Below are 22,573 nucleotides of genomic sequence, written 5' to 3'. Positions count from 1 at the left end.
GCTATGCAACCTTTACTGCAACTCGACGGCATTGAAAAATCCTTTCCGGGCGTAAAAGCCCTGAAGGGGGCGTCGCTGAATGTCCGTGCAGGACGCGTGATGGCGCTGGTGGGCGAGAACGGCGCAGGCAAGTCCACCATGATGAAAGTGCTGACCGGGATCTATCAATATGATGCCGGTACGCTGCGCTGGCTCGGCAAAGAGACCCGTTTCAGTGGACCGAAAGCGTCACAGGAAGCGGGCATTGGCATCATACATCAGGAGCTGAACCTGATCCCTCAGTTAACCGTGGCGGAGAATATTTTTCTCGGTCGCGAATATGTGGGGCGTTTTGGCCGTATCCAGTGGCCGCGTATGTATGCCGAAGCCGATGCGCTGCTCAAAAGGCTCAATCTGCGCTTCAACAGCCACAAGCTGGTGGGCGATTTGTCGATTGGCGATCAGCAGATGGTCGAAATCGCCAAAGTGCTGAGCTTTGAGTCGCAGGTCATCATCATGGATGAGCCGACCGATGCGCTGACCGATACCGAAACGCTGTCGCTGTTCCGGGTGATCAACGAACTGAAAGCGCAGGGCTGCGGCATCGTCTATATCTCGCATCGCATGAAAGAGATCTTTGAGATCTGCGATGACGTCACGGTATTCCGCGACGGTCAGTTTATTGCTGAACGTCCGGTCAGCGAGCTGACCGAAGAGAGTCTGATCGAGATGATGGTCGGACGTAAGCTGGAAGATCAATATCCGCATCTTGATCAGGCGCCAGGCGACGTGCGGCTCAAAGTGGAGAACGTCAGCGGGCCGGGCGTGGAGAACGTCAGCTTCAGTTTGCGCAAAGGCGAAATCCTTGGCATCTCGGGTCTGATGGGCGCGGGCCGCACCGAACTGATGAAGGTGCTCTACGGCGCGCTGCCGCGTCGTGAAGGTGCAATGTGGCTTAATGGACGGGAAGTGGTGACGCGTTCGCCGCAGGACGGGCTGGCTAACGGTATCGTCTACATCTCGGAAGATCGTAAGCGTGATGGTCTGGTGCTGGGCATGTCAGTGAAAGAGAACATGTCGCTGACGGCGTTAGGCTATTTCAGTCACGGCAGCGGCACGCTGAAACATGCGGCAGAGCAGCTGGCGGTAGGCGATTTTATCCGGCTGTTCAACGTGAAAACGCCTTCTATGGAGCAGCCGATTGGCCTGCTTTCAGGCGGCAACCAGCAGAAAGTGGCGATTGCCCGCGGTCTGATGACCCGCCCTAACGTGCTGATTCTGGACGAACCGACCCGCGGTGTGGATGTCGGTGCGAAGAAAGAGATCTATCAACTGATTAACCAGTTTAAAGCCGAAGGGCTGAGCATCATCCTGGTCTCCTCGGAAATGCCGGAAGTGCTGGGCATGAGCGATCGAATTCTGGTGATGCATGAAGGCCGTATCAGCGGCGAATTTACCCGTGAAGACGCCACTCAGGAAAGCCTGATGGCAGCCGCCGTAGGCAAGCAACACAGCGAGGATTTAGTGGTATGACGACCCAAACTTTACCGGCCAGCCGTCGCTGGTTTAGCAAAAGCTGGCTGCTGGAACAGAAGTCGCTGATTGCGCTGATGGTGCTGATCGCCGTGGTGGCCAGCCAGAGCCCGAACTTCTTTACCGTGGCGAACCTGTTCAACATTCTGCAGCAGACCTCGGTTAACGCCATTATGGCGGTCGGGATGACGCTGGTGATCCTGACTTCCGGTATCGACCTCTCGGTGGGTTCGCTGCTGGCTCTGACGGGCGCAGTGGGTGCATCGCTGGTGGGCATGGAGGTCAATGCTCTGGTCGCGGTGGCGGCTTCGCTGGCGCTGGGTGCGGCAATTGGTGCCCTGACCGGCACCATTGTGGCGCGCGGCAAGGTTCAGGCCTTTATCGCCACGCTGGTTATGATGCTGCTGCTGCGCGGTGTGACCATGGTCTATACCGACGGCAGCCCGATTAACACCGGTTTCAGTGCCAATGCCGATCTACTGGGCTGGTTTGGTATTGGTCGCCCGCTGGGTATCCCTGCGCCGGTCTGGCTCATGGCGCTGGTCTTTATCGCCGCCTGGTACATGCTGCAGCACACGCGTCTGGGTCGCTACATCTATGCGCTTGGCGGTAACGAAGCGGCAACGCGTCTCTCCGGCATCAATGTGAATCGCGTCAAAATCATCGTCTATTCACTGAGCGGCATGCTGGCAGCGCTGGCGGGCACCATTGAAGTGGCGCGTCTCTCATCAGCACAGCCGACAGCGGGTACCGGCTATGAGCTGGATGCAATTGCTGCGGTCGTGCTGGGCGGAACCAGCCTGGCTGGCGGTAAAGGCCGTATTTTCGGCACCCTGATTGGCGCGCTGATCCTCGGCTTCCTGAACAACGGCCTGAACCTGATGGGCGTCTCTTCGTACTACCAGATGATCGTTAAAGCGGTGGTCATCCTGCTGGCGGTGCTGGTGGATAATAAAAGCAGTAAATAACTCTGACCTTACACAGGATAATAAGATGAAAAAGTTAACCGCACTGGCCATGATCCTCGGCGCAACGCTCAGTACCAGTGCCATGGCAAAAGATACCATCGCGCTGGTGGTTTCAACCCTGAACAACCCGTTCTTTGTCTCCCTGAAAGAGGGTGCTCAGAAAGAAGCGGACAAACTGGGCTACAACCTGGTGGTGCTGGATTCACAGAACAACCCGGCTAAAGAGCTGGCGAACGTGCAGGATCTGACCGTTCGCGGTACTAAGCTGCTGCTGATCAACCCGACTGACTCTGATGCTGTGGGCAACGCCGTGAAGATGGCTAACCAGGCGAATATTCCTGTCATCACGCTGGACCGCGTTGCGGCACAGGGCACGGTGGTCAGCCACGTCGCTTCCGATAACCGTTTCGGCGGTAAAATGGCCGGTGACTTCATCGCCAAAAAAGTCGGCGAAAATGCCAAAATTATTGAGCTGCAGGGCATTGCCGGAACCTCTGCTGCCCGCGAACGTGGCGAAGGCTTCAAACAGGCCGCTGATGCGCATAAATTCCAGATCCTCGCCAGCCAGCCTGCTGACTTTGACCGCACCAAAGGTCTGAACGTCATGCAGAACCTGCTGCAGGCACACCCGGACGTTCAGGCAGTATTCGCTCAGAACGACGAAATGGCGCTGGGTGCACTGCGTGCGCTGCAGACTGCCGGAAAAACTGGTGTGATCGTGGTGGGTTTTGACGGCACTGCTGATGGCGTGAAAGCCGTAGAAGCTGGCAAACTGTCTGCCACCGTGGCACAGATGCCAGAAAAAATTGGCATGATCGGCGTGGACACCGCTGATAAAGTGCTGAAGGGTGAAAAAGTGAAGGCGATCAATCCGGTCGACCTGAAGCTGGTCACTCAATAACTCAAAGAAAAGCAGGGCACCGCGCCACCCTCCCGGTGGCGCACTTATTCCGGATTCCCCTAATGAGCAAAAACGCAAAACTGGCCGTTCTTGGCAGCATTAATGCTGACCACATCCTTAATCTGGCGCACTTCCCTCGTCCCGGTGAAACGGTGATCGGGCAGAATTATCAGGTTGCGTTTGGCGGTAAAGGCGCGAATCAGGCGGTCGCCGCGGGTCGTGCGGGTGCCGATATCGCCTTTATTGGCTGTGTGGGCGCTGACGACATTGGCGAACGTATTAGTGAGCAGCTCGCACAGGACAATATTGATACCACGCCTGTAGAGGTGGTTGAGGGCGAATCGACCGGTGTGGCGATGATTTTCGTCAACGGTGACGGTGAGAACAATATCGGCATCTACTCCGGTGCAAACGCGGCGTTAACACCCGATTGCGTAGCACGTCATCAGCAGGTTATCGCCGATGCCGATGCACTCTTAATGCAGCTGGAATCGCCGCTGGAGAGCGTGCTGGCCGCCGCGACCTTCGCCCGACAGCATCAGACGCAGGTAATTCTCAATCCGGCACCCGCTACCCCTCTCTCCGATGAGCTGCTGGCGCTGATCGACATTATTACGCCGAATGAGACCGAAGCCGAGAGTCTGACCGGCATTGCGGTTAACAACGATGAAGATGCGGCTCGCGCTGCGGCAGTGCTGCATGCGAAAGGCATCGGCACGGTACTGATTACGCTGGGTCGCCGCGGTGTCTGGCTGAGCGAGCAGGGAGAAGGTCAGCGCATTGCGGGCTTCAGCGTTAAAGCTATTGATACCATCGCGGCGGGCGACACCTTTAACGGTGCCTTTATTACCGCGCGACTGGAGCAGAAGCCAATGTACGACGCGGTGCGATTTGCCCATGCCGCCGCCGCGATTGCCGTTACCCGCTCGGGTGCGCAGCCCTCCGTGCCGTGGCGCGCGGAGATTGATGATTTTTTGCAGCAGCAGGGTTAAGCGATTGAGTACCATGAAAGATGTCGCTCGCCTGGCGGGCGTCTCTACCTCCACTGTCTCGCACGTTATTAATAACAACCGCTTTGTCAGTGAAGGCGTGCGGGAAAAAGTTGAGCAGGCGATACGTCATCTTAACTACGCCCCTTCTGCACTGGCGCGCAGTCTGAAAATCAATCAGACGCACACTATCGGTATGTTGCTGACTACCAGCAGTAACCCTTTTTATGCTGAAGTGGTGCGGGGCGTGGAGGAGAGTTGCTATCAGCGTGGCTACAGCCTGATTCTCTGTAATACGGCGGGAGATGAGGAGCGGATGAACCACAGCCTGGAAACGCTGATGCAGAAGCGTGTCGATGGTTTGCTGATCATGTGCACTGAAAGTCACCTGCCGTCGGCAGACATTCTGAATCGTTATCCCTCTATACCTGCGGTGATGATGGACTGGGCACCGTTTGAGGGTCGCGGTGACATCATTCAGGATAACGCGCTGCTGGGCGGCGAGCTGGCCACTCAGCATCTTATCGACAGCGGCTATACCCGCATCGCCTGTATCGCCGGTCCCCAGGATAAAACCCCGGCCCGTATGCGTCTGGAAGGTTATCGCAACGCCATGACTAAGAGTGGCCTGGAGATTTTGCCTGGCTATATCGTGAATGGTGACTTTGAATTTCAGGGTGGCTACAACGGGATGGTCGAGTTGCTGGCGCTGGAAACGCTGCCGGAAGCAGTATTTACCAGTAACGATGCGATGGCTGTCGGCGTTTATCACGCCCTCTATCAGGCTGGCATGCAGGTTCCGCAGCAGATGGCTGTCATGGGGTATGACGATATTGAACTGGCGCGCTATCTCACTCCGCCACTGAGTACGATTCACCAGCCCAAAGATGCGCTGGGCGAACTGGCGATAGATACCTTAATTCATCGTCTCAGCGATCCCGACGCCAGCCAGCAAACGCTTGTGCTGACGCCGGAGCTGGTGGTACGTGGCTCAGTTTAGCGCTTTTTCTTCCTGTCGCGATTCGTGATCAGATTACGTCCATCGCCGTTTTTCAGCAGCAGAAAAGTCAGCGCTGAAAGCACGGTAACGACACCCATGGTCAGGAACGTGGCATGGAACTGTGAAATGGTGCTGGTTTCAAACTCCTGATAGAAGCGCAGTACCGCAGCACTGACCGCCACACCGAAACTGATCGCTAACTGCTGCGTCACGGCCAGCACGCTGTTACCCCCGCTGGCATTATCATCATCCAGGTCGGCCAGAGTAATAGTGTTCATGGCGGTGAACTGCGTAGACATCGCCATGCCGAGAATAAACAGCGGAAGCAACAGCACAAAGATGCTTTCAGCAGGCGACTGCAGAGAGAAGCTGGCGATCAGGATGCCAATAATAGCGGTGATGCTGACCAGCAGGCGGCGGTAACCCAGCCAGCGCAGCAGTTGTGTCACCGTCGACTTCGCCAGTATTGAACCAATGGCGGTAGGTGCCATCATGCAGCCTGCAATAATAGCTGAATAGCCAAAGCCAACCTGCAACATGAGCGGCATTAAAAAGGGGACGCAGCCGGTACCGAGACGTGATGCAATGTTGCCGCCAATGCCAACCGAGAAAGTCCGGGTTTTAAACATCGGCAGGTTGATGAGGGGCGACGGGTGATTTCGGGCATGCACTATATAGAGAAGTAAAAGCACGATGCCGCTGAGTAATATCCCGCCAGCCAGCCAGGCGGAAACAATCCGCTCACCGAACAGCTCAATCCCAATCGAGATCATTACCAGCCCAGCCCCGAACAGTATAAAACCCAGAAAGTCGAAGCGGCGCTTAGGCGTGGTGAAGTCCGGCATATATTTGCGTGCGTAGATAATGCCGAGAATACCTATCGGGATATTAATCAGGAAGATCCAGTGCCACGTCGCATAGGTGACCAGCACACCGCCCAGCATCGGGCCCAGTATCGGGCCAACCAATCCTGGCATGGTGACGAAATTGAGCACCGGCAGCAGTTCACTGCGCGGATAGGCGCGTAGCAGTGCAAGTCGTGCGACCGGCATCATCATTGCGCCACCCACGCCCTGCACGATTCGCGATATAACCAGCACCGAAAGCGTCGGTGAGAGCGCACACGCCAGCGAGCCGAGGGTGAACAGCGAAACCGCAATGATAAATACCTTACGCGTGCCGAAGCGATCGGCGAGCCAGCCGCTGACCGGAATCAGCATCGCGACAGTGAGGGTGTAACTGATAACGGCGGATTGCATGGCCAGGGGAGAGCGGTCGAGGCTGGTGGCGATAGCAGGCAGGGCAGTATTCAGTATAGTGGCGTCGAGTGACTGCATGAAAAAGGCCATAGCCGCTATCCATGGCAAACCTGCCATGCTGCGCGAGGATTTTATCATTGAGTGTCCTTCCTAGGGTTATCCTGCGAGAAGAAGCAAAATAATAGCACCCGCAACCCGCAACGGCAGGTCTCTTTACAACGTTTGATCGCTGTTTTTGTGCGTTATTCGGCCATGAAACGTCTCTTTTTAAGCCGTTCGTTTAAAAAAGATGCGCTCAGTAAATTAATTCGAAGAAACACTTGTCAGCCTGAGGAAACTCCCTATAATGCGCCTCCATCAACACGGAACACCGGCAACGGGAAACGGGTTGAGAGGCACAGGAGACTGCGCCGCCGGAGAAAAACTTCTGAAATAGAGGTTGACTCTGCAGGAGGAAAGCGTAATATACGCCACCTCGCGACAGGACGCTAACGCACTGTTCGCACTGCTCTTTAACAATTTATCAGACAATCTGTGTGGGCACTCGCAGGATTGATATCAGCGTCTCCGGACGCAACAAAATATCAAAGCCTCACGAGTGAACACATAATGAAATTCATTATGACGTTTTACAGATGAGCACCGCTTAACTTGTTTAAGCAAATCAAACTTAAATTGAAGAGTTTGATCATGGCTCAGATTGAACGCTGGCGGCAGGCCTAACACATGCAAGTCGGACGGTAGCACAGAGAGCTTGCTCTTGGGTGACGAGTGGCGGACGGGTGAGTAATGTCTGGGGATCTGCCCGATAGAGGGGGATAACCACTGGAAACGGTGGCTAATACCGCATAACGTCGCAAGACCAAAGAGGGGGACCTTCGGGCCTCTCACTATCGGATGAACCCAGATGGGATTAGCTAGTAGGCGGGGTAATGGCCCACCTAGGCGACGATCCCTAGCTGGTCTGAGAGGATGACCAGCCACACTGGAACTGAGACACGGTCCAGACTCCTACGGGAGGCAGCAGTGGGGAATATTGCACAATGGGCGCAAGCCTGATGCAGCCATGCCGCGTGTATGAAGAAGGCCTTCGGGTTGTAAAGTACTTTCAGCGGGGAGGAAGGCGGTGCGGTTAATAACCGCGTCGATTGACGTTACCCGCAGAAGAAGCACCGGCTAACTCCGTGCCAGCAGCCGCGGTAATACGGAGGGTGCAAGCGTTAATCGGAATTACTGGGCGTAAAGCGCACGCAGGCGGTCTGTTAAGTCAGATGTGAAATCCCCGGGCTTAACCTGGGAACTGCATTTGAAACTGGCAGGCTTGAGTCTTGTAGAGGGGGGTAGAATTCCAGGTGTAGCGGTGAAATGCGTAGAGATCTGGAGGAATACCGGTGGCGAAGGCGGCCCCCTGGACAAAGACTGACGCTCAGGTGCGAAAGCGTGGGGAGCAAACAGGATTAGATACCCTGGTAGTCCACGCCGTAAACGATGTCGACTTGGAGGTTGTTCCCTTGAGGAGTGGCTTCCGGAGCTAACGCGTTAAGTCGACCGCCTGGGGAGTACGGCCGCAAGGTTAAAACTCAAATGAATTGACGGGGGCCCGCACAAGCGGTGGAGCATGTGGTTTAATTCGATGCAACGCGAAGAACCTTACCTACTCTTGACATCCACGGAATTCGGCAGAGATGCCTTAGTGCCTTCGGGAACCGTGAGACAGGTGCTGCATGGCTGTCGTCAGCTCGTGTTGTGAAATGTTGGGTTAAGTCCCGCAACGAGCGCAACCCTTATCCTTTGTTGCCAGCGATTCGGTCGGGAACTCAAAGGAGACTGCCGGTGATAAACCGGAGGAAGGTGGGGATGACGTCAAGTCATCATGGCCCTTACGAGTAGGGCTACACACGTGCTACAATGGCGCATACAAAGAGAAGCGACCTCGCGAGAGCAAGCGGACCTCACAAAGTGCGTCGTAGTCCGGATCGGAGTCTGCAACTCGACTCCGTGAAGTCGGAATCGCTAGTAATCGTGGATCAGAATGCCACGGTGAATACGTTCCCGGGCCTTGTACACACCGCCCGTCACACCATGGGAGTGGGTTGCAAAAGAAGTAGGTAGCTTAACCTTCGGGAGGGCGCTTACCACTTTGTGATTCATGACTGGGGTGAAGTCGTAACAAGGTAACCGTAGGGGAACCTGCGGTTGGATCACCTCCTTACCTGAAGATACCTTCCGGCGCAGTGTCCACACAGATTGTCTGATAAAAAGTAATGAGCAGGACGGCTGCGAAGTCGTGACACTATCGTGTCCCCTTCGTCTAGCGGTTAGGACTCCGCCCTTTCACGGCGGCAACAGGGGTTCGAATCCCCTAGGGGACGCCACCTGCTTGGTGACAGGTGAAAGGTGTCTCCATACAGTATCTCAAAACCGATTTGGTTGCGTAAGCAGCCGGGCCGCGTTTGAGATATTTGCTCTTTAACAATCCGGAACAAGCTGAAAATTGAAACGACGTGTCGTTTTCATTCTCCGTAATAAGAATGAAAAATACGATGCGTTCGAGTCTCTCAAATGCTTGCAGCTTACAGCGTTGTAAAACGCCTGTGGGTTGTGAGGTTAAGCGACTAAGCGTACACGGTGGATGCCCAGGCAGTCAGAGGCGATGAAGGACGTGCTAATCTGCGTAAAGCGACGGTAAGGTGATATGAACCGCTACAGCCGTCGATGTCCGAATGGGGAAACCCGGTGCACTCTGTGCATCATTGCAGCATGAATACATAGTGCTGCAAGGCGAACCGGGGGAACTGAAACATCTAAGTACCCCGAGGAAAAGAAATCAACCGAGATTCCCCCAGTAGCGGCGAGCGAACGGGGAGCAGCCCAGAGCCTGAATCAGCATGTGTGTTAGTGGAAGCGTCTGGAAAGTCGCAGGGTACAGGGTGATACTCCCGTACACAAAAGCACACGTGCTGTGAGCTCGATGAGTAAGGCGGGACACGTGGTATCCTGTCTGAATATGGGGGGACCATCCTCCAAGGCTAAATACTCCTGACTGACCGATAGTGAACCAGTACCGTGAGGGAAAGGCGAAAAGAACCCCGGCGAGGGGAGTGAAACAGAACCTGAAACCGTGTACGTACAAGCAGTGGGAGCCTTCTTTATGGGGGTGACTGCGTACCTTTTGTATAATGGGTCAGCGACTTATATTCTGTAGCAAGGTTAACCGTATAGGGGAGCCGCAGGGAAACCGAGTCTTAACTGGGCGTTAAGTTGCAGGGTATAGACCCGAAACCCGGTGATCTAGCCATGGGCAGGTTGAAGGTTGGGTAACACTAACTGGAGGACCGAACCGACTAATGTTGAAAAATTAGCGGATGACCTGTGGCTGGGGGTGAAAGGCCAATCAAACCGGGAGATAGCTGGTTCTCCCCGAAAGCTATTTAGGTAGCGCCTCGTGAACTCATCTTCGGGGGTAGAGCACTGTTTCGGCTAGGGGGCCATCCCGGCTTACCAACCCGATGCAAACTGCGAATACCGAAGAATGTTATCACGGGAGACACACGGCGGGTGCTAACGTCCGTCGTGAAGAGGGAAACAACCCAGACCGCCAGCTAAGGTCCCAAAGTCATGGTTAAGTGGGAAACGATGTGGGAAGGCACAGACAGCCAGGATGTTGGCTTAGAAGCAGCCATCATTTAAAGAAAGCGTAATAGCTCACTGGTCGAGTCGGCCTGCGCGGAAGATGTAACGGGGCTAAACCATGCACCGAAGCTGCGGCAGCGACGCTTATGCGTTGTTGGGTAGGGGAGCGTTCTGTAAGCCGTCGAAGGTGTGCTGTGAGGCATGCTGGAGGTATCAGAAGTGCGAATGCTGACATAAGTAACGATAAAGCGGGTGAAAAGCCCGCTCGCCGGAAGACCAAGGGTTCCTGTTCAACGTTAATCGGAGCAGGGTGAGTCGACCCCTAAGGCGAGGCCGAAAGGCGTAGTCGATGGGAAACAGGTTAATATTCCTGTACTCGGTGTTACTGCGAAGGGGGGACGGAGAAGGCTATATCAGCCGGGCGACGGTTGTCCCGGTTTAAGCGTGTAGGCGGAGGGTCCAGGTAAATCCGGTCCCTTATCAACGCTGAGGCGTGATGACGAGGCACTACGGTGCTGAAGTGATAAATGCCCTGCTTCCAGGAAAAGCCTCTAAGCATCAGGTAACACAGAATCGTACCCCAAACCGACACAGGTGGTCAGGTAGAGAATACCAAGGCGCTTGAGAGAACTCGGGTGAAGGAACTAGGCAAAATGGTGCCGTAACTTCGGGAGAAGGCACGCTGGCGCGTAGGTGGAGGGATTTACTCCCCGAGCCGAAGCCAGTCGAAGATACCAGCTGGCTGCAACTGTTTATTAAAAACACAGCACTGTGCAAACACGAAAGTGGACGTATACGGTGTGACGCCTGCCCGGTGCCGGAAGGTTAATTGATGGGGTTATCCGCAAGGAGAAGCTCTTGATCGAAGCCCCGGTAAACGGCGGCCGTAACTATAACGGTCCTAAGGTAGCGAAATTCCTTGTCGGGTAAGTTCCGACCTGCACGAATGGCGTAATGATGGCCAGGCTGTCTCCACCCGAGACTCAGTGAAATTGAACTCGCTGTGAAGATGCAGTGTACCCGCGGCAAGACGGAAAGACCCCGTGAACCTTTACTACAGCTTGACACTGAACATTGAGCCTTGATGTGTAGGATAGGTGGGAGGCTTTGAAGCGCGGACGCCAGTCTGCGTGGAGCCAACCTTGAAATACCACCCTTTAATGTTTGATGTTCTAACGTAGGCCCGTAATCCGGGCTGCGGACAGTGTCTGGTGGGTAGTTTGACTGGGGCGGTCTCCTCCTAAAGAGTAACGGAGGAGCACGAAGGTCAGCTAATCACGGTCGGACATCGTGAGGTTAGTGCAATGGCATAAGCTGGCTTGACTGCGAGAGTGACGGCTCGAGCAGGTGCGAAAGCAGGTCATAGTGATCCGGTGGTTCTGAATGGAAGGGCCATCGCTCAACGGATAAAAGGTACTCCGGGGATAACAGGCTGATACCGCCCAAGAGTTCATATCGACGGCGGTGTTTGGCACCTCGATGTCGGCTCATCACATCCTGGGGCTGAAGTAGGTCCCAAGGGTACGGCTGTTCGCCGTTTAAAGTGGTACGCGAGCTGGGTTTAGAACGTCGTGAGACAGTTCGGTCCCTATCTGCCGTGGGCGCTGGAGAATTGAGGGGGGTTGCTCCTAGTACGAGAGGACCGGAGTGAACGCACCACTGGTGTTCGGGTTGTCATGCCAATGGCATTGCCCGGTAGCTAAGTGCGGAAAAGATAAGTGCTGAAAGCATCTAAGCACGAAACTTGCCCCGAGATGAGTTCTCCCTGACCCCTTGAGGGTCCTGAAGGGACGTTGAAGACTACGACGTTGATAGGCCGGGTGTGTAAGCGCAGCGATGCGTTGAGCTAACCGGTACTAATGACCCGTGAGGCTTAACCTTACAACGCCAGAGGCGTTTTTGAGAGACACGATTTTCAGCTTTGTTACCGGATAATAGTTGTATCCTGCGGACTGAAGTCCGAAGGATTCTGCGCTGAGGCAAGGCGGCAACCGACCGATGTGAAGGAGCATACTGACGTATGTGACTGAGCAGCGCGAGGGCGGCCAACGCAGCATCAGCACAGAAGACACAGGACAGAGCACAAAGAATTTGCCTGGCGGCTTTAGCGCGGTGGTCCCACCTGACCCCATGCCGAACTCAGAAGTGAAACGCCGTAGCGCCGATGGTAGTGTGGGGCCTCCCCATGCGAGAGTAGGGAACTGCCAGGCATCAAATAAGTGAAGAAGCCCCGCACGCGAGTGCGGGGCTTTTTTACGTCTGCAGATTGTGAAAAACACGAAAACTTCCCCGTTTCAGCGCTTTTTCAGCCAGTCTGCAATGAAATCTGCCACGCTATCAGGACGATTTATATCCAGAACCGGCACATTCAGCGCTAATTTCTGATCGCTGGCGACAGCGATCACCTGCTCATCAATCAGTTCCTCGATGCCACCTTTGATCCCGGCACGCCACAGTATAATTTTAGGCACCGATTCCTCTTTAAAGCCCTCAACCAGCACTATCTCCAGCACAGAGTGATCCATACGGCTGAGCAGATAAGGCAGATCAATCGACTGCTTTTCCGGTGTCTCACACATCAATGCCCACCGCTCAGAACTGGCAACCATTACCTGACTGGCGCCCGCTTTTCTGAGCAAATAGCTATCTTTGCCTGGCGTATCTACGTCCATCTCATGATGCGTGTGCTTAATCAGCCCGGCGCGAATCCCTTTACTAAGAAGAATTGGTATCACCTGCTGTAATAGCGTGGTTTTGCCGGTTCCACTCCAGCCGACAATCGCGAGTAAGGGTAATGACATATCAGCGTCTCTCATTCAGGTCATCAGGCGTATTGATATTGCGGAAGGCAGCTTCATCATTATCCAGCTGAACAGCATGGCCGCCGTGGTCGCGCAGGAAATGCATCAGACGTCGTTCACCGGCGTGAAGATAGTCATGAAGAGGCACTGCCATCTTCCGATGAATCAGCGCCAGCGTGGGGTGGTCGCGTGATTGTGAGCGGACCCAGACTGCAGGGGCGTCTCCACGTTGTTCAGCCAGCTTTTCAACGAAGTTAAGAGGAACTGCAGGCGTATCACAGGAGCAAAACGCAGCCCATTCACCGTCGATGGCTACTAATGCACTGTAGATACCGGCCAGCGGACCCGGATAGCCATCAAAAACATCTTGCACAACCCGACACCCGCTTAACTGATAGCGATCAATATTACGATTGGCATTAATCATGACAATGTCGACTTGTGGCCTGAGCCGTTCAAGGACATGCTGATAAAGCGGCCTGCCATCCAGTTGCACTAATCCTTTATCCTGACCACCCATACGGCGGCCCTGACCACCAGCCAGAATGATGCCGGTCAATATTGTCATGGCTTTGCCCTCGCTGATGACGCACTGTGAATAACGGAGAAACCTCAATGAAATGCCATCGTTTAAACGAGTTGATCGAACTGCTGCAACCCGCCTGGCAAAAAGAGCCTGACCTGAATCTGGTCACATTTTTACAGAAACTGGCGCAGGAATCTGGTTTCCGTGGCCCGTTAAGTGAATTAACCGACGATGTATTAATTTACCATCTCAAAATGCGTGACTCAGCCAGCGATGATGCGATCCCAGGCCTGAAAAAAGACTATGAAGTTGATTTCAAAACCGCACTGCTCCGCGCACGGGGTGTCATTAAACAGGACGAGTAGTGTTATCCTTGGCTGCTATTTGCAAGGGCAACTACAGGTAATATGATGAGCGACGCTGCTTTCAACTTCCAGACATTGAATCCCGACGTATTGCTTGATGCGCTCTGGGATACAGGAATTCGCGTCGAATCAGGTCTGACAGCCCTGAACAGCTATGAGAACCGGGTTTACCAATTCAGCGATGATGAAAAACGCCGCTATGTCGCGAAGTTTTATCGCCCACAGCGCTGGCGTGCTGAACAGATCGCTGAAGAGCATCAGTATGCGCTCGATCTGCTGGCTGATGAGGTGCCCATCGCGGCACCATTGCGGTTAAAGGGCGAGACACTGCACAGCCACGCTGGCTTCTTCTTTGCCGTATTTCCCAGTCTGGGCGGACGGCAATATGAGACAGACAATGAAGATCAGATGGAATGGGTAGGCCGATTCCTGGGCCGCATTCATCAGACCGGGCGCAAAGCGCTGTTCAACCATCGTCCTGCCATCGGTCTTGATGAGTATCTGCATGAACCCCGACAGGCGCTGGAGCACTCACAATTAGTGCCTGCTTCGCTTAAGACCGCGCTGCTGCAGGCTATCGATAAGCTGGGTAACACGCTGCAGCAACAGTGGCATACCACGTGGCAGCCGCTACGATTACATGGCGACTGTCATCCGGGGAATATCCTGTGGCGCGATGGACCGCTATTTGTCGATCTGGATGATGCCCGTAATGGTCCGGCGGTACAGGATTTGTGGATGCTCATCAGCGGCGATCGACAGGAACAGCGTATACAGTGGGATATTTTGCTGGAGGCTTACAGTGAATTCAGTGACTTTGATATTAATGAATTGTCACTGATTGAACCTTTACGCGCTATGCGCATGGTTTATTATCTGGCCTGGGTTGTCCGACGCTGGCAGGATCCCGCTTTTCCGCGCGCTTTCCCCTGGATGACAGATGAAGATTTCTGGCGCAGGCAAATTTCACTCTTTACCGAGCAGGAGAAGCTGTTGCAGGAACCTCCTCTGCAGCTGACACCGCAATATTAACGACGTAGTCAGGAGAAGTTTTCACGATGAAAAAAATTTGGTTTGCACTGATGGGTTTAGTGCTGGCATTCAGCGCGTCTGCTGCCCAGTTCACTGAAGGTAAACAATATGTGAGTCTGCCAAAACCTGTGGCCAGTGAACCTCAGGTGATGGAGTTCTTCTCCTTCTTCTGCCCGCACTGCTATCAGTTTGAACGTATTTATCACGTTAATGACGCGGTGAAAAAGAATCTGCCTGCTGATACAAAGCTGGTGAAATACCACGTCGATTTCCTTGGTGGTGATCTGGGACCGGTTGTGACTCAGGCATGGGCCGTCGCCATGGCGCTGGGCGTTGAAGATAAGGTGACAGCACCGATCTTTGATGGCATTCAGAAAACGCAGACCATTACCGATCCTGCCAGTCTGAAAGAGGCTTTTGTTAAAGCGGCCGGTATCTCCGCTGCTGACTACGATGCTGCCTGGAACAGCTTTGCCGTAAAAGCGCTGGTTGCACAACAGCAGAAAGCGGCTGCGGATGTTGATCTGCGCGGTGTGCCAGCGATGTTCGTGAATGGCAAATATATGGTGAACAACGGCGGCCTCGATACCAGCTCTATGGACAATTTCGTTGCTGATTACGCGAACGTGGTTAAATTCCTCGTAAGCCAGAAGTAATCTGCCTTACCACCCCATCTGACGCCAGCTCTGCTGGCGTTTTTTTATGCCATTAAACAGAGACGTAAATTTTGTCCATCTCCAGGGCATAAATTTAATATCCACACAAGGGATCACGTAATTAAAAATGGCGATCGGGTCACGGAAATTAAATAAGCTAATGAAAATTATGTATTTTATTAATAGCCAAATCATTTAAGATCCTGAATAGCAGCGCGTTATAATTTTTACGCACAAAGTTATCCACAGAATGATCGTTGCGATCTTTCCTCCAGAACCGTTAAAAACGCGACATATCCTGTGCCTTAGTTCACCATTTCCGCCAGCTTGTGGCATCCTTATAGACCAACCCATAGCAACGAAGACAACACAGACTTATGGCGCAAATAGCAGAAAATCCCCTCATTCTGGTCGATGGCTCATCCTATCTTTATCGCGCGTATCACGCGTTTCCGCCGCTGACCAATAGTGCAGGTGAACCTACTGGCGCTATGTACGGCGTGCTCAACATGCTGAAAAGCCTGCTGGCGCAATATAATCCGAGTCACGTTGCTGTAGTGTTCGATGCCAAAGGCAAAACCTTCAGGGATGAGCTGTTCGAGCATTATAAATCTCATCGTCCGCCGATGCCTGACGAACTGCGGGCGCAAATCGAGCCGCTGCATGAGATGGTGCGGGCGATGGGTCTGCCGCTACTGGCTGTGAGCGGCGTTGAAGCCGATGATGTTATCGGTACGCTGGCGCTGGAAGCGGAGAAAAAAGGCCTTTCAGTGCTAATCAGCACCGGCGACAAGGATATGGCGCAGCTGGTCACGCCAGCCATCACGCTGATTAACACCATGAGCAACACCATCCTGGGGCCGGAAGAGGTCGAGCAGAAATATGGTGTGCCACCAGCCTTAATCATCGATTTTCTGGCCATGATGGGCGACAGCTCAGATAACATCCCTGGCGTTCCCGGCGTGGGTGAGAAAACGGCACAGGCTCTGCTGCAGGGTCTGGGCAGCATGCAGACCATCTATGACAATCTGGATAAAGTAGCGGATCTCGGGTTTCGTGGCGCGAAAACCATGGCGACCAAACTTGAGCAGAATCGGGATGTGGCGTTTCTCTCTTACCAGCTGGCGACCATCAAGACGGACGTCGAGCTGGCGCTGCCCTGTGAAGAGCTCACGGTCACTGAACCCAATGTCGAGGCGCTGCAGACCCTGTTCAGCCGTTATGAGTTCAAACGCTGGCTGAGTGACCTGCAGGATGGGAAATGGCTGCAGGGCAAGAAAAGTAATACTCAGGCACAGAAAGCGCTCTCCGATGAGCCGGTTGCTGTGCCTGAAACCAGCAGCGTATTACCGACCGAGAATTATGTCACCATTCTGGATCAGGATCTTTTCGACAGCTGGCTGGAGAAGCTGAAAAACAGCGAGGTCTTTGCTTTTGATCTGGAGACCGACGCGCTGGACACCCTGAGCGCTAACATCGTGGGCATCAGCTTCGCGATTGCGCCCGGCGAAGCCGCCTACCTGCCGGTTGCCCATGACTATCTCGATGCGCCTGACCAACTGGATCGCGCGGCTGTTCTGGCACAGCTCAAGCCTCTGCTGGAAGATGAGAGCGCCTGGAAAGTGGGCCAGAACCTGAAATACGATCGTGGCGTACTGAAAAACTACGATATTGAACTGGCCGGTATCAAATTCGACACCATGCTTGAGTCCTATATTCTTAACAGCGTGGTGGGTAAACATGACATGGATAGCCTGGCTGTTCGCTGGCTTAACCACAAAACGGTCACCTTCCAGGAGATCGCTGGTAAGGGCAAAAATCAGCTGACGTTCAATCAAATCGCATTGGAGCAGGCATCCCATTATGCTGCCGAAGATGCCGATGTGACCCTGCAGTTGCATCTGAAGATGTGGCCAGAGCTGGAGAAAGAAGCGGGCCCGAGAAAAGTCTTCGAGCAGATTGAGATGCCGTTACTGACGGTAATTTCCAGGATTGAGCGCAATGGCGTGTTAATCGATCAGGCTATTCTGGCGCAACATTCGAAAGAGCTGACTGCCCGACTGGCTGAGCTTGAATTAAAAGCACATGAGCTGGCGGGAGAACCCTTCAACCTCTCATCCACCAAGCAGCTGCAGGTGATCCTGTTTGAAAAACAGGGTATCAAACCCACCAAGAAAACACCGGGCGGTGCGCCGTCAACCAGCGAAGAGGTGTTAGCTGAGCTGGCACTCGACTATCCGCTGCCCAAAGTGATTCTGGAACATCGCGGCTTATCTAAACTTAAGTCGACCTATACGGATAAATTACCCCTGATGATCAACCCGCTGAGCGGGCGGGTGCATACCTCTTATCATCAGGCCGTTACCGCAACCGGTCGCTTATCCTCTGCCGATCCGAATCTGCAAAACATCCCGGTGCGTAATGACGAAGGACGCCGAATCCGTCAGGCCTTTGTCGCGGCCAAAGGTTATCGCATTGTGGCGGCAGACTATTCACAAATCGAACTGCGTATCATGGCGCATCTCTCTCAGGATAAAGGATTACTGGACGCTTTTGCCCAGGGCGAAGATATTCACCGTGCCACGGCATCCGAAGTATTTGGTGTACCACTGGACAAGGTCAGCGCCGAACAGCGCCGTAGTGCGAAAGCGATCAACTTTGGTCTGATCTATGGCATGAGTGCATTTGGTCTTTCGCGCCAGCTGAACATTGGCGCAGGCGAAGCGAAAAAGTATATGGACCTCTACTTTGAACGTTATCCGGGCGTACTGCGCTATATGGAGAACACCCGCCAGCTGGCGGCAAGTAAAGGCTATGTCGAAACGATTGAAGGCCGTCGACTGTGGTTGCCGGATATTAAATCCAGCAATGCCATTCGCCGGAAAGCCGCTGAACGTGCCGCGATCAATGCGCCGATGCAGGGAACGGCAGCAGATATTATCAAGCGGGCGATGATTGCTGTTGATGCGTGGCTGGAACAGCAAAACGACAATAGTGTCAGAATGATCATGCAGGTTCACGATGAACTGGTGTTCGAAGTGAAAGCGGAGGCCGTTGAAGCAGCCAGTCAGAAAATCCGCGCGCTGATGGAAGGTAGCGTGCAGCTCGACGTGCCTTTACTGGTTGAAGTCGGTGTGGGTGACAACTGGGATGAAGCCCACTGATTCACGGCTTCAGGTCGGTTCCACAGAGCGGAATCGACCCTTAGTCAGGTATAAGTAAATCGTTTAATTACCTGGTTTAACCCGGCCAGCGCTGGTACTGAGATTACGCGCTTTTCTAACTGCTTATCGGCTAAACACTTTTTTCGTTATTTAACTACATCGCAACGCTATTTTTGTGATGTGTATGGTAAAAAAAGCCCTGTTTGATGTAAGTAAGCAACAAAAAAGCCTTTGTCACGCACACAAAATCAGGTAAAGTTCGTCGCGTAGGGTACAGAGGTAAGATGTTCTATCTTTCAGACCTTTTACTTCACGTAATCGGATTTGGCTGAATTTAGCCGCCCCAGTCATTCTGTGACTGGGGCGTTTTTTATTGGGCTTTTTGTATCGCCAGCTTCAGCGGCACCGTGTTGCCAGTTACTCTTCCCCGTCCTGATCCTCAACCGCCGGTTCAAGCATATTAAACCAGCTGTCCAGCTTCTGACGAACCTTATCCACGCCGATTTTCTTCAGCGAGGAGAAGAGCTCTACCTGCACATCACCCACGAATTCGAGTGCGGCTTCACGCACGACATTGAGCTGCGCTTTACGGGCACCTGAGGCCAGTTTGTCTGCTTTGGTCAGAAGCAACAGCACCGGAATACCGCTTTCCACTGACCACTGAATCATCTGTCGATCAAGGTCTTTCAGCGGATGACGGATATCCATCAGCACGACCAGTCCTTTCAGGGCCTGACGTTTTTGCAGGTATTCTCCTAATGCACGCTGCCACTTCAGCTTCATCTCTTCCGGCACTTCGGCATAACCGTAACCTGGCAGGTCGACCAGACGCTTACCTTCTTTCACTTCGAACAGGTTAATCAGCTGCGTACGTCCCGGCGTTTTACTGGTACGTGCCAGACCTTTCTGATTGGTTAACGTATTCAGCGCACTCGATTTTCCCGCGTTCGAACGGCCAGCAAAAGCCACTTCAATTCCGGTATCAGCAGGCAGATGACGGATATCCGGCGCGCTCATGACAAAGTGGGTAACGTGATAATTCAATTCAGACAAGGTAACACTCCAGAAAACGCATTAAGGCAATGGCGGCGATTATACGCGTTATGGCGCGAAAGTGCTCAATCACATCTCGATAACAAAGTGTGTAAGAGATTTGCCATTCAGGCTGCAGGTTATTTCGCTTTTTACTTTAATTACTAAAAATAAAAAACATTAAAATTCATAACGTTGACAATAATCGTTCTTTTTTTGAACTAACTATTTTTGACACCGACTTGAGGCTTTTACCAGTTGGTCTACATTATTGTGCAGTGAACGGCAGCACACATCAGGATGATGCGCTCAGGGATGTCAGGAAGGCAACGAGCGGTGGAATGGAAACGGTCAGGGATACGGCCAGACAGGGATAAGGAAAAGCTCAGGAGTTGAGCAGGCGCGGGATTGACCGGGATGTTACGAGCCGAAAAGGACTTAAAACATGATTCCTTCTTATGAAGGTATGAAATAAGGCGACAGCTTGAGCTGTCGCCTTTTTTCTTTGTCTGGTTTCTGCTAGATTTCGCCGCAATTCTATACTGAATAAAAAAGCCGGGACCGAATACTATGAAGCAACCTGCACGAGCTGCTAACGGCAAACCTGCCGTCAAAGCCAAACGCAAATCGCGTGACGATATCAACCATGAAGCACGCGATCGCAAACGTGATAAAAAGCATCGCGGACACGCATCTGGCAGCCGTGCTAATCCGGCTGCGTCCGAAAGCAACGGCGGACGTCAGGAGAGCAGCGTAAAAGATCCGCGTATCGGCAGTAAAAAACCGGTGGCCCTGATTGCTGAGGGGAAAACCGCAGCCGTTAAGCCAAAGAAAAGCGTGGCAAAACCGGCAGCTGAGAAGAAAGTGCGTCTGACGCCCGAAGAAGAGCTGGCGAAGCTGGAAAATGACGAGCGTCTGGATGCGCTGCTGGATCGTCTGGAAAATGGCGAAACGCTGTCGGCTGAAGATCAGGGCTGGCTGGATGCCTCGCTGGATCGTATCGACGAACTGATGGAGCAGTTAGGCATTGTGATGGATGATGCTGAAGATGAGCAGGCTGAAGAAGATATGTACCGTCTGCTGAAGGGCAACTAAGCAGATTTGATCGGCATGCGGTTTCCGCATGCCGTACTTATCAGGTAAACAACAATGTTTTGGCCTGGATCAATTTTCGCGCTGCTGGCGACATGTTATCTGCTGTGGTTATTGTTTAAACTACGACGCCTGTCGCGGCTGAAGCAACGTTTACGTCGGGTCTCAACCCGCTCACCTTTCATCTCCTCTTCTTCGCGACCTTCTCTCAGACGACGTCATCGGAAGGAGTGAGCATGCCATCGCAGCAGATTGAGTGGGATCAGGCGTTAATTGAAAAGTACAATTATGCCGGCCCGCGTTACACCTCTTATCCCACCGCGCTGGAGTTCAGCGAGCACTATGCGGAAGGCGATTTTCAGCGAGCCGTGGCGCGCTACCCTGACCGTCCGCTGTCACTCTACGTCCATATTCCCTTCTGCCATCGTCTCTGCTACTTCTGCGGCTGCAATAAGATTGTGACCCGTCAGCGCCACAAAGCGGACCGTTATCTGGATGTGCTTGAGCAGGAGATTATTCAGCGTGCGCCGCTGTTTCGTCAGCGTCAGGTCACGCAGCTTCACTGGGGCGGCGGCACGCCAACTTTTCTCTATAATGCGCAGATTTCACGGCTGGTGGGTTTGCTGAAGCAACACTTCACCGTGGCCAGCGATGTTGAAATGTCGATCGAGATTGATCCGCGTGAAATTGAGCTGGATATGATTGATCACCTGCGATCGCTGGGATTCAATCGTCTGAGCATGGGGGTACAGGACTTCAATAAATCGGTGCAGGAACGGGTTAACCGGGTGCAGGACGAAGAGGTGATTTTCGGCCTGATGGCGCGCGCCCGTGAACAGGGCTTCAGCTCTGTCAGCATCGACCTGATCTATGGCTTGCCCCTGCAGACGCCAGCCAGCTTTGCCTGGACGCTGGAGCGGGTGCTGGCACTCAATCCCGATCGCCTTAGCGTGTTTAACTATGCGCATCTGCCAGCGATGTTCGCGGCACAGCGTAAAATCAAAGAGGACGAACTGCCCTCCGCTCAGCAAAAGCTGGATATCTTACAGCAGACCATCACGACGCTGACTCAGCAGGGCTACCAGTTTATCGGGATGGATCACTTTGCGAAGCCGCAGGATGAGCTGGCCATCGCGCAGCGGAAAGGGCAGCTGCATCGTAATTTCCAGGGATACACGACGCAGGGCGACAGCGATTTGCTGGGGCTTGGCGTTTCAGCCATCAGCATGATTGGCGACAGTTATGCGCAGAACCAGAAAGACCTCAACACCTGGTACAAGAGTGTTGAACAGCAGGGGAATGGCCTGTGGCGCGGTATCGCCTTAACCGACGATGATTGCCTGCGTCGTGACGTGATTAAAACGCTGCTCTGTAACTTCTCGCTGGATTTTGCCGCGACAGAAGCGCAATGGGGAATTTGCTTCAGCGACTATTTTGCTGAGGACCTGGCGCTGCTGAAACCGTTAATCGCCGATGGGCTGGTGGTACAAACGGCTGGCGGGCTGGAGGTGACGGGGATTGGCCGGTTACTGATTCGTAATATCTGCATGTGTTTTGATCGTTATCTGCGTCAGAAAGCGCGTCAGCAGCAGTTCTCGCGCGTTATCTGAAGAAACGGGCTGGCAGACCACACCAGCCCGTAC

Annotated in this window: 15 protein-coding genes, 1 tRNA gene and 3 rRNA genes; 15 read left to right on the top strand and 4 right to left on the bottom strand. The window is 53.5% G+C overall.

All coding sequences use genetic code 11. The features are described 5' to 3' along the window. Positions 1–3: 3 nt before the first annotated feature. From rbsA to rbsR, 5 genes are all read left to right on the top strand, one after another. The gene (rbsA, locus tag FA92_RS17730; protein ID WP_013359548.1) at positions 4–1,512 is read left to right on the top strand and encodes a ribose ABC transporter ATP-binding protein RbsA; all 1,509 of its coding nucleotides are present in this window, start codon (positions 4–6) and stop codon (positions 1,510–1,512) included. Next, the gene (gene rbsC, locus FA92_RS17725) at positions 1,509–2,480 is read left to right on the top strand and encodes a ribose ABC transporter permease (RefSeq protein ID WP_013359547.1); all 972 of its coding nucleotides are present in this window, start codon (positions 1,509–1,511) and stop codon (positions 2,478–2,480) included. Before rbsA ends, rbsC begins: the two co-directional genes overlap by 4 nt. Positions 2,481–2,505: 25 nt before the next feature. Beyond that, the gene (gene rbsB / locus FA92_RS17720; RefSeq protein ID WP_033784335.1) at positions 2,506–3,381 is read left to right on the top strand and encodes a ribose ABC transporter substrate-binding protein RbsB; all 876 of its coding nucleotides are present in this window, start codon (positions 2,506–2,508) and stop codon (positions 3,379–3,381) included. A 62-nt stretch (positions 3,382–3,443) separates the two neighbouring features. After that, positions 3,444–4,373: a ribokinase gene (gene rbsK / locus FA92_RS17715; protein ID WP_033784334.1), complete on the top strand. Its 930-nt coding sequence runs from the start codon at positions 3,444–3,446 to the stop codon at positions 4,371–4,373. Positions 4,374–4,386: 13 nt separating this feature from the next. Beyond that, positions 4,387–5,370, top strand: coding sequence for a ribose operon transcriptional repressor RbsR (rbsR, locus tag FA92_RS17710; protein WP_033784333.1), 984 nt, complete (start codon positions 4,387–4,389; stop codon positions 5,368–5,370). On the opposite strand, the gene mdtD is transcribed toward rbsR, so the two are convergent. Continuing rightward, the gene (mdtD, locus tag FA92_RS17705; protein WP_033784332.1) at positions 5,367–6,767 is read right to left on the bottom strand and encodes a multidrug transporter subunit MdtD; all 1,401 of its coding nucleotides are present in this window, start codon (positions 6,765–6,767) and stop codon (positions 5,367–5,369) included. The two genes, rbsR and mdtD, sit on opposite strands and share 4 nt — an antisense overlap. 534 nt (positions 6,768–7,301) lie before the next feature. Here mdtD and FA92_RS17700 point away from each other — a divergent pair. The 4 genes from FA92_RS17700 (at position 7,302) to rrf (ending at position 12,472) form a co-directional block, all read left to right on the top strand. Continuing rightward, positions 7,302–8,841: ribosomal RNA gene (locus FA92_RS17700) — 16S ribosomal RNA — on the top strand. Between the two features lie 88 nt (positions 8,842–8,929). After that, a tRNA-Glu gene (locus tag FA92_RS17695) sits at positions 8,930–9,004 on the top strand. A gap of 230 nt (positions 9,005–9,234) precedes the next feature. After that, positions 9,235–12,143: ribosomal RNA gene (locus FA92_RS17690) — 23S ribosomal RNA — on the top strand. Between the two features lie 213 nt (positions 12,144–12,356). Beyond that, a 5S ribosomal RNA gene (gene rrf / locus FA92_RS17685) occupies positions 12,357–12,472 on the top strand. The 16S, 23S and 5S rRNA genes sit together here with 1 tRNA gene alongside, the layout of an rRNA operon. Before the next feature lie 84 nt (positions 12,473–12,556). Here the strand turns inward: rrf and mobB are convergent. Both mobB and mobA read right to left on the bottom strand, forming a co-directional pair. Continuing rightward, positions 12,557–13,063, bottom strand: a complete 507-nt coding sequence (gene mobB, locus FA92_RS17680; protein WP_033784331.1) for a molybdopterin-guanine dinucleotide biosynthesis protein MobB — start codon at positions 13,061–13,063, stop codon at positions 12,557–12,559. A 1-nt stretch (position 13,064) separates the two neighbouring features. After that, entirely contained in the window at positions 13,065–13,631 is a 567-nt protein-coding gene (gene mobA / locus FA92_RS17675; protein WP_033784691.1) for a molybdenum cofactor guanylyltransferase MobA, read from the bottom strand. 47 nt (positions 13,632–13,678) lie between these two features. On the opposite strand from mobA, the gene FA92_RS17670 reads away from it, so the two are divergent. The 4 genes from FA92_RS17670 to polA all read left to right on the top strand — a co-directional run bounded on the left by FA92_RS17670 (position 13,679) and on the right by polA (position 18,806). Then, on the top strand, positions 13,679–13,954 hold the full coding sequence (locus tag FA92_RS17670; RefSeq protein ID WP_033734564.1) for a YihD family protein: 276 nt from the start codon (positions 13,679–13,681) through the stop codon (positions 13,952–13,954). Positions 13,955–13,999: 45 nt separating this feature from the next. Continuing rightward, on the top strand, positions 14,000–14,986 hold the full coding sequence (locus FA92_RS17665; RefSeq protein WP_013359540.1) for a serine/threonine protein kinase: 987 nt from the start codon (positions 14,000–14,002) through the stop codon (positions 14,984–14,986). 26 nt (positions 14,987–15,012) lie between these two features. Further along, positions 15,013–15,642, top strand: coding sequence for a thiol:disulfide interchange protein DsbA (gene dsbA, locus FA92_RS17660; protein ID WP_013359539.1), 630 nt, complete (start codon positions 15,013–15,015; stop codon positions 15,640–15,642). A gap of 377 nt (positions 15,643–16,019) precedes the next feature. Beyond that, the gene (polA, locus tag FA92_RS17650) at positions 16,020–18,806 is read left to right on the top strand and encodes a DNA polymerase I (RefSeq protein WP_033784329.1); all 2,787 of its coding nucleotides are present in this window, start codon (positions 16,020–16,022) and stop codon (positions 18,804–18,806) included. 417 nt (positions 18,807–19,223) lie between these two features. On the opposite strand, the gene yihA is transcribed toward polA, so the two are convergent. Continuing rightward, the gene (gene yihA / locus FA92_RS17645; protein WP_033784328.1) at positions 19,224–19,859 is read right to left on the bottom strand and encodes a ribosome biogenesis GTP-binding protein YihA/YsxC; all 636 of its coding nucleotides are present in this window, start codon (positions 19,857–19,859) and stop codon (positions 19,224–19,226) included. A 549-nt stretch (positions 19,860–20,408) separates the two neighbouring features. Here yihA and yihI point away from each other — a divergent pair. Both yihI and hemN read left to right on the top strand, forming a co-directional pair. Further along, positions 20,409–20,933: a Der GTPase-activating protein YihI gene (gene yihI, locus FA92_RS17640; RefSeq protein ID WP_033784327.1), complete on the top strand. Its 525-nt coding sequence runs from the start codon at positions 20,409–20,411 to the stop codon at positions 20,931–20,933. Positions 20,934–21,166: 233 nt separating this feature from the next. Beyond that, entirely contained in the window at positions 21,167–22,540 is a 1,374-nt protein-coding gene (gene hemN, locus FA92_RS17635; RefSeq protein ID WP_033784326.1) for an oxygen-independent coproporphyrinogen III oxidase, read from the top strand. Positions 22,541–22,573 lie beyond the last annotated feature (33 nt).

The sequence above is a fragment of the Pantoea sp. 9140 genome, from assembly GCF_000745295.1.
Taxonomy (GTDB): domain Bacteria; phylum Pseudomonadota; class Gammaproteobacteria; order Enterobacterales; family Enterobacteriaceae; genus Pantoea; species Pantoea vagans.
Note: the sequence above shows the minus strand (reverse complement) of the source record. Positions and strands in the feature narration are given on the sequence as shown.